At 48.0% G+C, this 10,903-nt stretch carries 9 protein-coding genes and 1 tRNA gene; 6 read left to right on the top strand and 4 right to left on the bottom strand.

Features of this window, described 5'->3' with window-relative positions; translation table 11 throughout:
• The first annotated feature begins 49 nt into the window (after positions 1-49).
• From putP to phoH, 6 genes are all read left to right on the top strand, one after another.
• Complete coding sequence (putP, locus tag SK33_RS14835; RefSeq protein WP_003036036.1) at positions 50-1,558, top strand: sodium/proline symporter PutP; 1,509 nt, start codon at positions 50-52, stop codon at positions 1,556-1,558.
• Between the two features lie 212 nt (positions 1,559-1,770).
• The gene (gene efeU, locus SK33_RS14830; protein ID WP_048219133.1) at positions 1,771-2,604 is read left to right on the top strand and encodes an iron uptake transporter permease EfeU; all 834 of its coding nucleotides are present in this window, start codon (positions 1,771-1,773) and stop codon (positions 2,602-2,604) included.
• Positions 2,605-2,662: 58 nt separating this feature from the next.
• Positions 2,663-3,790, top strand: coding sequence for an iron uptake system protein EfeO (gene efeO, locus SK33_RS14825; protein ID WP_048219131.1), 1,128 nt, complete (start codon positions 2,663-2,665; stop codon positions 3,788-3,790).
• Between the two features lie 5 nt (positions 3,791-3,795).
• Positions 3,796-5,079 (top strand): iron uptake transporter deferrochelatase/peroxidase subunit, encoded by a 1,284-nt coding sequence (gene efeB, locus SK33_RS14820; protein WP_048219128.1) that lies wholly within the window; start codon positions 3,796-3,798, stop codon positions 5,077-5,079.
• A 247-nt stretch (positions 5,080-5,326) separates the two neighbouring features.
• Positions 5,327-5,623, top strand: a complete 297-nt coding sequence (locus SK33_RS14815) for a hypothetical protein (protein ID WP_178317607.1) — start codon at positions 5,327-5,329, stop codon at positions 5,621-5,623.
• Complete coding sequence (gene phoH, locus SK33_RS14810) at positions 5,602-6,390, top strand: phosphate starvation-inducible protein PhoH (protein WP_003036052.1); 789 nt, start codon at positions 5,602-5,604, stop codon at positions 6,388-6,390. Before SK33_RS14815 ends, phoH begins: the two co-directional genes overlap by 22 nt.
• A gap of 383 nt (positions 6,391-6,773) precedes the next feature.
• On the opposite strand, the gene SK33_RS14805 is transcribed toward phoH, so the two are convergent.
• From SK33_RS14805 to SK33_RS14790, 4 genes are all read right to left on the bottom strand, one after another.
• Positions 6,774-7,697 carry a VirK/YbjX family protein gene (locus tag SK33_RS14805; protein ID WP_003036056.1) on the bottom strand — a complete coding sequence of 308 codons (924 nt, stop codon included), beginning with the start codon at positions 7,695-7,697 and terminating at the stop codon, positions 6,774-6,776.
• Between the two features lie 936 nt (positions 7,698-8,633).
• On the bottom strand, positions 8,634-9,548 hold the full coding sequence (gene rarD / locus SK33_RS14800) for an EamA family transporter RarD (protein ID WP_048219126.1): 915 nt from the start codon (positions 9,546-9,548) through the stop codon (positions 8,634-8,636).
• A 567-nt stretch (positions 9,549-10,115) separates the two neighbouring features.
• Entirely contained in the window at positions 10,116-10,433 is a 318-nt protein-coding gene (locus SK33_RS26455) for a hypothetical protein (protein ID WP_127674221.1), read from the bottom strand.
• Positions 10,434-10,725: 292 nt separating this feature from the next.
• A tRNA-Ser gene (locus tag SK33_RS14790) sits at positions 10,726-10,813 on the bottom strand.
• Positions 10,814-10,903 lie beyond the last annotated feature (90 nt).

Below are 10,903 nucleotides of genomic sequence, written 5' to 3'. Positions count from 1 at the left end.
TAAAACGGCAAGCCACGGCATTGCTGATACATAATTTTGGAGAGTTTTGATGGCTATTAGCACACCGATGTTAGTGACATTCTGTGTCTATATTTTCGGCATGATATTGATAGGGTTTATTGCATGGCGTTCAACCAAAAACTTTGACGATTACATTCTGGGGGGACGCAGTCTGGGTCCGTTCGTGACCGCGTTATCCGCTGGGGCATCTGACATGAGCGGCTGGTTGCTGATGGGTCTGCCTGGCGCAATTTTCCTGTCGGGCATTTCAGAAAGCTGGATCGCCATCGGCCTTATTTTGGGCGCCTGGATCAACTGGAAGCTGGTGGCCGGACGTTTACGCGTACACACCGAATACAATAACAATGCGCTGACGTTACCGGATTACTTTACCGGTCGCTTTGAAGATAAAAGTCGAATTCTGCGTATTATCTCCGCGCTGGTTATTTTGCTGTTTTTCACCATCTATTGTGCTTCAGGGATTGTGGCAGGGGCGCGTCTGTTTGAAAGTACCTTTGGCATGAGCTACGAAACAGCACTGTGGGCGGGCGCGGCCGCGACGATCATTTACACCTTTATCGGTGGTTTCCTGGCAGTAAGCTGGACCGATACCGTCCAGGCCAGCCTGATGATCTTTGCTCTGATCCTGACGCCGGTGATGGTTATTATTGGTGTGGGTGGGTTCGAGGATTCGCTGGAAGTGATTAAACAAAAGAGCATTGAGAACGTGGACATGTTCAAAGGGCTGAATTTTGTTGCCATCATTTCCCTGATGGGCTGGGGTCTGGGCTACTTTGGTCAGCCGCATATTCTGGCGCGCTTTATGGCTGCAGATTCCCACCATAGCATCGTTCATGCTCGCCGCATTAGCATGGCCTGGATGATCCTGTGTCTGGCAGGTGCCGTGGCTGTGGGCTTCTTTGGTATTGCTTACTTTAACAACAACCCACAGCTTGCTGGTGCCGTTAACCAGAATGCCGAGCGTGTGTTTATTGAACTGGCGCAAATCCTGTTTAACCCGTGGATTGCCGGTATTCTGCTGTCTGCGATCCTCGCTGCGGTTATGTCGACCCTGAGCTGCCAGCTGCTGGTGTGCTCCAGCGCAATCACCGAAGACTTGTACAAAGCATTCCTGCGTAAAAATGCCAGCCAGAAAGAGCTGGTATGGATTGGCCGCATCATGGTGCTGGTCGTGGCGCTGGTGTCTATCGCGCTGGCGGCGAACCCGGAGAACCGCGTGCTGGGCCTGGTAAGCTACGCCTGGGCGGGCTTCGGCGCGGCGTTTGGCCCGGTGGTTCTGTTCTCGGTAATGTGGTCGCGTATGACCCGCAACGGCGCGCTGGCAGGGATGATCATCGGTGCGGTGACGGTAATCGTCTGGAAGCAGTTCGCCTGGCTGGGTCTGTATGAAATCATCCCGGGCTTTGTTTTCGGCAGCATCGGTATTGTGGTCTTCAGCCTGTTGGGGAAAGCACCTTCAACTGCTATGCAGCAACGTTTTGCCGAGGCTGACGCGCATTATCACTCAGCTCCGCCATCGCGTTTACAGGCAGAATAATTTATCTCCTGTCCCTGAAGCCCGCCGTGCGCGGGCTTTTTATTGCGCCCCCGCAAACCTGCATAACCATTACCCGCCTAACTGTTTACATTAAGTCATCATTCTCAAAACATTCTGCTTGAGTTTTTCTTTGCTGTAATGATAATCACTATCACTGTAATTTACTTTTCTTTTCATCAATTGACCGAGAATAACGTTTAAGGGTTCTTCGCATGTTTGTTCCATTTCTAATTATGTTGCGCGAAGGGTTAGAGGCCGCGCTGATTGTCAGCCTGATTGCCAGCTACCTGAAACGGACTCAGCGTGGTCGATGGATTGGTGTGATGTGGATTGGTGTTCTGCTGGCGGTGGCGTTATGCCTGGCGTTAGGGATTTTCATCAACGAAACCACCGGGGAATTTCCGCAAAAAGAACAGGAGCTGTTTGAAGGCATCGTGGCGGTCATTGCCGTGGTGATCCTCACCTGGATGGTGTTCTGGATGCGTAAAGTTTCCCGCAACGTCAAAGTCCAGCTTGAACAGGCTGTCGATAACGCGTTGCAACGCGGTAATCATCACGGCTGGGCGCTGGTGATGATGGTCTTTTTTGCTGTTGCGCGAGAAGGGCTGGAATCGGTGTTCTTCCTGCTGGCGGCATTCCAGCAGGATGTAGGCATCTGGCCGCCGTTAGGCGCGATGCTGGGACTGGCTACCGCAGTAGTGCTGGGATACCTGATTTACCTCGGCGGCATTCGCCTCAACCTCGGGGCATTCTTTAAATGGACCAGCCTGTTCATTTTGCTGGTAGCTGCCGGTCTTGCCGCTGGGGCGATCCGCGCTTTCCACGAAGCTGGGTTGTGGAATCATTTTCAGGATGTGGCGTTTGACCTGAGCAGTGTGCTGTCGACGCATTCGCTGTTTGGCACATTGATGGAAGGTATTTTCGGCTATCAGGAAGCGCCAAGCGTTAGTGAAGTCGCTGTCTGGTTTATCTACCTGATTCCGGCGTTGATTATGTTTGCACTACCGCCGCGTTCAGGCACTACGGCATCGCGTACCGCACCTTGATAAAAACGCGATGCAGAATACTTTTTAGTTACAACATACTTATTTATAGGGATAGGTTATGACGTTTAATTTTCGCCGTAGTGCGCTGCAGTTGGGTATTGCCGCGCTGTTTGCATCCGCTTTTTCTGCACAAGCCGCCGATATTCCGCAGGTGAAAGTCACGGTTAACGACAAACAGTGTGAACCGATGACGATCACGGTTAACGCCGGGAAAACGCAGTTCATCATCCAGAACCACAGCCAGAAAGCGCTGGAGTGGGAAATTCTTAAAGGCGTTATGGTGGTTGAAGAGCGCGAAAACATTGCACCAGGCTTTAGCCAGAAAATGACCGCTAACCTGCAGCCTGGCGAATATGATATGACCTGCGGTCTGTTGACTAACCCGAAAGGCAAACTGATCGTAAAAGGCAGCGCAACGGCGGATGCCGCACAGAGCGATGCTCTGCTGAGTCTGAGCGGCGCGATTACCGAATATAAAGCTTATGTGACAGCTGAAACCGCGCAGTTGGTTGCGGGCACTAAAGCCTTCACTGATGCGATTAAAGCAGGCGATCTGGAAAAAGCGAAATCGCTGTATGCGCCAACCCGTCAGCATTATGAGCGTATTGAACCGATTGCTGAACTGTTCTCCGATCTCGACGGCAGCATCGATGCGCGTGAAGATGATTATGAGCAAAAAGCCGCCGATCCTAAATTCACCGGCTTCCACCGCCTGGAGAAAGCGCTGTTTGGCGACAATACCACCAAAGGTATGGATCAGTACGCCGACCAATTAAATAGCGATGTTCTTGACCTGCAAACGCGTATTAGCGAGCTGGCTTTCCCACCGTCAAAAGTTGTTGGCGGGGCAGCAGGACTGATTGAAGAAGTTGCTGCCAGCAAAATCAGTGGGGAAGAAGATCGCTACAGCCATACCGATCTGTGGGATTTCCAGGCCAACGTCGATGGCGCGCAGAAAATTGTCGATCTCCTACGTCCTCAGTTGCAAAAATCCAATGCTGAGCTGCTGGCGAAGGTGGATGCGAACTTCAAAAAGGTTGATACCATTCTGAGCAAGTACCGTACCAAAGACGGTTTTGAAACCTATGACAAACTGACTGATGCCGATCGTCATGCGCTGAAAGGGCCAATCACGACGCTGGCGGAAGACTTGTCGCAATTACGCGGTGTTCTGGGTCTGGATTAAGCACTATGCAGCAAGATAATGAAAACGGCGTGAGCGAACCGTCACGCCGACGTTTACTGAAAGGGATGGGCGCCCTGGGTGGGGCGCTGGCGCTGGCGGGTGGGTGTCCGGTTGCCCACGCGCAAAAACCACAAAGCGCGCCGGGAACGCTGTCTCCGGATGCGCGTAGTGAAACGCAGCCGTTTTATGGTCAGCATCAGGCGGGGATCCTGACGCCGCAGCAGGCATCAATGATGCTGGTGGCATTCGATGTTCTCGCCAGCGATAAGGCCGATCTTGAGCGTTTATTCCGGTTGTTGACTAGCCGATTTGCGTTTCTGACCACCGGTGGACCGGCACCGGATACGCCCAATCCGCGTCTCCCTCCTATGGATTCAGGTATCCTCGGCGCATACATTGCGCCAGACAACCTGACGATGACGTTGTCGGTTGGTTCATCGTTGTTCGATGAACGTTATGGCCTGAAATCGCAGATGCCGAAAAAGCTGCAAAAAATGACCCGCTTCCCGAATGATTCGCTGGATGCGGCGCTGTGCCATGGCGATTTGCTGCTGCAGATTTGTGCCAACACCCAGGACACGGTCATCCACGCGTTGCGCGATATTATTAAACATACGCCCGATCTCCTCAGCGTGCGCTGGAAACGTGAAGGGTTTATTTCTGACCACGCCGCGCGGAGCAAAGGCAAAGAGACCCCGGTCAACCTGCTTGGCTTTAAAGACGGCACCGCGAATCCGGACGCTACGGATGCGAAGTTGATGCAAGACGTGGTGTGGGTGACGGATGGGCAGGGCGAACCTGCCTGGGCGCAAGGTGGCAGTTATCAGGCCGTCAGGCTCATTCAGTTCCGCGTTGAGTTCTGGGATCGTACGCCGCTGAAAGAGCAGCAAACGATTTTTGGTCGTGATAAACACACCGGCGCGCCGCTGGGTATGCAGCATGAGCATGATGTGCCTGACTATGCCAGTGATCCTGAAGGTGAGGTGATTGCGCTCGACAGTCATATCCGCCTGGCAAACCCGCGCACGAAAGAGACCGACTCGAGCCTGATGATGCGTCGTGGCTACAGTTATTCGCTCGGTGTGACTAATTCCGGTCAACTGGATATGGGGCTGTTGTTTGTTTGCTATCAACACGATCTGGAAAAAGGATTTTTGGCGGTGCAGAAACGTCTGAATGGTGAAGCGCTCGAAGAGTATGTCAAACCGATTGGCGGGGGATATTTCTTTGCTTTGCCGGGCGTTAAAACTTCAGACAATTATCTGGGACAGTCTCTGCTCGAAGCCTGATGATGATGCCCCGCAGTACAGCGGGGTTTTTCCTGACATCTTGATGAAGGAACAAACTATTTTTTATGATCGGTATGCGACTGAAATAATTCTGTCATCTCTCTGCAAGAGACTGTCTCTGGTGATAAGATAGAATTTAAGTTAACAATAAGTAAAAATATTGTTGCATTAGCGAAAGGTTATGATGTAATTATAAGTAATAGCGGTAGTTCCCGGCGGTGATAGTCATTCACTATGGAGATCGCGAATGGAAAAGTCCTGTACTGGACACGTTTTTCACAGTAACAGCAGTACCTTACGCGGACGTTTCTCTTCCGGTAGCCACCTCGTCACCGATAAATCTCTCTCTCATTCACTTCTTATCCTTGTTACTGACGCCCTGTACGGTGCGCGTAGCCGTGTGTGGCGTCTTATCCGAAAGCAAGCAATGGCTTACAAGGAAGCCAACCCTCAGATGTTCGTGCGCATAATCGTGCCGCCAACGGCGCGTGTGATGTATACCTACAACTCAAGGTGCTATCCATGGGAAGACAAAAAGCAGTGATCAAAGCTCGTCGTGAAGCAAAACGTGTGCTGAGGCGGGATTCGCGTAGTCATAAGCAACGTGAAGATGAATCGGTCACCTCGCTTGTGCAGATGGGCGGCGTAGAAGCGATCGGTATGGCGCGTGACAGTCGCGACGCCACGCCAATCACGGCGCGGAATGAAGCTCAGGCGCACTACCTGAATGCTATCGAGAGTAAACAGCTGATCTTCGCCACCGGTGAAGCCGGGTGTGGTAAAACCTGGATCAGCGCGGCAAAAGCTGCAGAGGCTCTGATCCACAAAGACGTGGACCGGATCATTGTAACCCGTCCAGTTCTGCAAGCTGATGAAGACCTCGGCTTCTTACCTGGAGATGTTTCCGAGAAGTTCGCTCCTTATTTTCGCCCCGTGTATGACGTGCTGGTGAAACGGCTGGGAGCCTCCTTCATGCAATATTGCCTGCGACCTGAGATTGGTAAGGTGGAAATCGCGCCTTTCGCCTATATGCGTGGACGTACATTTGAAAATGCAGTGGTCATTCTTGACGAGGCTCAGAACGTCACTGCTGCGCAAATGAAGATGTTTTTGACCCGCCTCGGGGAGAATGTGACGGTGATTGTGAATGGGGATGTGACCCAGTGCGATCTTCCAGCTCACGTTCGCTCAGGGCTTAGCGATGCGCTGGCCCGTTTCGAAGAAGATGATATGGTTGGGATTGTTCGTTTCAATAAAGACGATTGCGTCCGCTCTGCGCTCTGTCAGCGGACGCTCAACGCTTACAACTGATAAGTACTCCGTCTTCAAGGCCCGGGAAACCGGGCTTTGTTATTTGTGTGTTATTAAGTAAATTTTAGAAATTGAAATAGTATGCTCTGATGAAATAGAACATCGAAAACGAGTACAAACCAGGATATCTGAAGTCGAGGGGGAACCTTGCCTGACTTGAGATATGTCAAAAGTTTGATTTATGAACTGTGGAATAGAGAACACCTTATTTTAGACTCATGCGTTTATCCAGTGATGAATGCGTCTCGCGGATCAGCGACCCGTTGAGCTCACAGCACTCAGCGGACGTTCGTGTAATGGTTCGCCAACGCGGAACGATAGCTACGCTTTTATCGAGATGTCGCATTCATCAGCCAGTTTCTGAGCTGAGTTACGACATTATGTTACATCTGATTTTGCAGAAGAATCATGATTTCCTCATTAATATGATCCAACAGGTCATACCGTCTCCGGTATTCCGCGCGTTTTTTACTGGCAAGCTCATTAAATGACTTACGCTCTACATAAATTGGCAACTTATACCAATTACCGTATGGACGACCAGCAACTGATTCCCAAAAATCACTGTACAGGGCAACAAAGTATTTACGTTTCTTGTACCGGTATCGCCATTGCCTGAAAACATGGCTCTGTTCACTAACTGCTAAAATATTAGTGATATCACAGCAACGCATCAATGAACAAAGAACCTCAAAAACGATCCGCTTAGGGAATAGTCCATAGCAGGCTTTAGTAGCGTCACGAATAATGTCTGGGCCAATATTTTTTGGTGCCCCCTGCAGACCGCCAATAAATGCACAATGTCCTTTTTTTGACGGGATAACCGAGAAGGACAATCGGGCCACCGGGGTGTTGTTAAAACTCAGAGATAACATCAGTTCTCCTTCACGATCAAAACCGCCTGAAGAACAGTGAATATCAAAATCCTCACCATTTTTTCCGGTGAAATGGACCAATAGCACATCTCTGTCGGGTAATAATAACGCCTGGTGTTTCACTGGTAAACTCTGGACAAAACGGTAGTGACCAATAATGTTTTTCCTTCGATTCCATGCCAGCCCTCCTTTATGTAAATAGGGACGATGAATTTTGGCTGGTAACGTAGGTTGCATCTCCAGAATCTTATCAATTGATTTAAGGGAATGTAATTCTTGATAATACCGAATACTGGAGACAGGGCTTATCATAGATCGTAAAAGATACATGAGTCGAAATTTTTTGTTCTTCCATTTGCTATGCAAAGGGCCACGTGCCAATAGAATTTGGTTAAAGAAACTTAGATATGATGTATTTTTCATAAGTATCATTATTAATTCAGGGTGTTTAAATTTATTTACGTGCAAGGTGTAAATACTGGAATCTCTGACGCTGTTTTGTTAATGCGAAACATTTTGAAAATAAATTCATGTCTGACATGCCAGTTTTGTTGATAATCATTAGGCGCTCTCTCGTTCGCATATCCTGATGAAAACTAATTTTTTTCATTCTACAGAGAAGAACATATATATTTGTTAAACAAAGTATACTTTACAAACATACCGATGTTCATTGAGTAAACTGGTAGGTTGACTTGTCAACCACATAACGAAGTAAATCATGTGATTCAGCGAGCCATGGGTGTTTGGAAAACGCACGACTTTGAACGTCAGGACAAATTTTGAACGATGACAGCTATCACAATTGGCTGTATTCCCGCGCAATACGCCGGTTTTCGTGGATTATTGTCAAATTGAATAACTTAAATTGGGATATACACATTCCTGACTTTCTTTCCAGATATAATGCCCAGTATATTTTTGGTAACCTTTTGTACTGAAAAGGAGTTTGCATTGTATGGTTATGAAACAGGCCCGCAAAACAATACCAAGGGGAACCTGATTCGCTGGCTGACGCACGAATAGGGTACTGCCGTTAAGAATATTTCCGGATACAGAGACTTTACCGATCGGCCGCAACATTCTCTGGTCACTCACGTTCTCAGAGAAATGCACTAGCTCGATGCCTGGTTGCAGTGCGGCAGTGTTCCGGGGGATTCACCGGTGATGAACAGTGCCAATCTGTATAAAGGTATCGGAAAAATTTTTTTGTCCGGCTTTAACCATGAACATGCAGTCAACTGTCCTGTGTACCTAAATGACGTGGTAATCTTGAATAAATAAACTCGAATTGTTTACTCATTCATACCTGAGCGCGTGCTCCAGGGAAACGAATAAGCGTAATGAGTTTTATATTCTGCATGTACATCACCGTAAAGTGCCTGCAGGATGATTACTTTCAGACCGTGGAGGATTACGTCGGTAATGATAGTAAAGACTCTCAAATATACATAGCAACAATCCAAACCATACCGCTGAAAAACAAAATAGCTCGGAGTAATTAATAACTTCTCCAAATATAAGTATGGCAATGAGAAATTGCAAAGATGGTTCTATATACTGAGCAAGACCTGTCACAATAAGAGATGTACGATTTAACGCTACTGCAAATAACACTAACGGAATTACTGTAACGGGAGCGGTTAATATATAAAGGAACAGAGAGATGTCAGATGATGTAGTTATACTCGAGCCAGTATAGATAAAGATGAAAAGAGCAACAGGTAGAGCCCAGAATGTTTCAAGCGTGATTGAGGTTATTGCATCGTAATGGATAAATTTTCGCGCCAGTCCGTACAATGCAAATGAAAACCCCATGATTAACGCTAGTGAAGGAAAACTGTTTGCGGAAATAATCTGATAGCCAAGACCACATACGCCGGATATTACTGCTATAAATTGAAATAATGATGGTTTTTCTTTAAGAAAAATACAGCCAAGGCAAATGACAATAAGTGGGTTGATAAAATATCCCAGACTGGCGTCGAGTACCTTATGATTTGTTAATGCATAAATAAAAGCTGACCACGAAATTACCATTAGCAAGCCTGCTATCATGCAGGATATGAAGGAGGTTTTATCTTTCAGTAAATCGCGAAAAAACGTTCTCTTACGGAATAATAATCTTATTGGCAGTAATAGAGGTATAGACCAGAAAACTCTATACATCAAAATTTCAGCGAGGGCTCCGCCAGATAGATATTGATAAAACAATGGGATCAGGCCCCATAATATAAATGCCAGAACAACAACTGCGGGTCCATTTCGCAGAAACTTTACCATTTATGTGTATCCTTGCTTGCCATACCGACATATTCTTCTGAAGAGCATTGTCAACCCTTCACTCTGGCATGTACCTGCTCTTAAGAGAAACGTGTGCTGTTACAGTACTCAATCTCATTTACAGTCAGGGTGATATAAAAAACAAGGTGAAATTTATCATAATCGTATCTATAAAATGATGATAAAAATCAAGGGGAAGACTTCCGATTTGTATTGCGGGCTGGATCATCTTTCAGACGTCTGACGGGGAGTATTTGCCTTTCCCTGATTTCCTCGTCAATATCAAATAAGCACTCGTCGCAGAATTCTTTATCGAGTGAGAGCCACTATTCAAAGACGCTCCTTTTCTTATTACACCGTGCGCATCTCTTCATCACATCATCCTTTATGCTATTTCCCTGCCGAGCTTCCAGGACAAAAGGTGTTCGCTCCTAAATAAGACAGGAATTAGATTTATAAACAATCAGTTAAATTCGTTTTAGAGATTGTGGCACAGGGACAATCATGCGGGATAATTCATTTTGCAGATCAATTTTTACGTAATCGATCGACGAAATCGATCGATGCTTACACCCCTGTATTACACACCATTCGTGATGCTGCCGGACTCACAACACCTGGCCAGCATTCCTTGCTTAAGCGCATCATTACCGGGTGCAATGCCGCGCTGGAATAAATTAAAGCGATGCTCCACCAGCTTGCTGATATCTCAGCACAACCGGGAGTATTGGCGGGCAAACTGCGCAGGACTAGGCAATGGATGATGGCTTCCGCTGCTGGTTGCTTGAGAAAGAGTAAACCGCTATGAAGGTCATTACCTGCAATCTGGACCGGAGGATCTGGCGTGATTTGTTGAAGATATCCGGCATGATAAGTCTCATGCATGCCGCTACCAGCGATAAGTGGAGCAGAAACCTTGAGCGGGGCGATATCCCCGCCAGGCTGTGCGACATACGAAAAAAAGCCCTTACTTGCGTACGAGCTCTTCTTAAAATATGGCGGTGTGGCGGGGATTGACTCGCTTCGCTCGCCCTGCGGGCAGCCTGTTCGCTGTGCTCTCAGTCTGTCCAACTGGCTGCGCCAGTAGTCGAACCCCGGTCCGGGCTTCTCATACCCGCCATGCTGTGCAACATGCGAAAAAAAAGCCCGTACTTGCGTACGAGCTCTTCTTAAAATATGGCGGTGAGGCGGGGATTCGAACCCCGGATACGTTGCCGTATACACACTTTCCAGGCGTGCTCCTTCAGCCACTCGGACACCTCACCATATTGTTGTTCCTGTGCTACCGGAACGGGCGCTAATGTAGGGGAAACACCGCCCCGTCGTCAATCAACTTTTTGAAAAAAATGTGCATT

It is taken from the genome of Citrobacter sp. MGH103, from assembly GCF_001034475.2.
GTDB lineage: Bacteria > Pseudomonadota > Gammaproteobacteria > Enterobacterales > Enterobacteriaceae > Citrobacter > Citrobacter freundii.
This window is presented reverse-complemented; position numbering and strand designations above follow the sequence as displayed.

Coding starts and splice junctions, on each gene's coding strand:
- putP (WP_003036036.1), top strand. CDS start 50: ATGGCTATTAGCACACCGATGTTAGTGACATTCTGTGTCTATATTTTC.
- efeU (WP_048219133.1), top strand. CDS start 1,771: ATGTTTGTTCCATTTCTAATTATGTTGCGCGAAGGGTTAGAGGCCGCG.
- efeO (WP_048219131.1), top strand. CDS start 2,663: ATGACGTTTAATTTTCGCCGTAGTGCGCTGCAGTTGGGTATTGCCGCG.
- efeB (WP_048219128.1), top strand. CDS start 3,796: ATGCAGCAAGATAATGAAAACGGCGTGAGCGAACCGTCACGCCGACGT.
- SK33_RS14815 (WP_178317607.1), top strand. CDS start 5,327: ATGGAAAAGTCCTGTACTGGACACGTTTTTCACAGTAACAGCAGTACC.
- phoH (WP_003036052.1), top strand. CDS start 5,602: ATGGGAAGACAAAAAGCAGTGATCAAAGCTCGTCGTGAAGCAAAACGT.
- SK33_RS14805 (WP_003036056.1), bottom strand. CDS start 7,697: ATGATACTTATGAAAAATACATCATATCTAAGTTTCTTTAACCAAATT.
- rarD (WP_048219126.1), bottom strand. CDS start 9,548: ATGGTAAAGTTTCTGCGAAATGGACCCGCAGTTGTTGTTCTGGCATTT.
- SK33_RS26455 (WP_127674221.1), bottom strand. CDS start 10,433: ATGCATGAGACTTATCATGCCGGATATCTTCAACAAATCACGCCAGAT.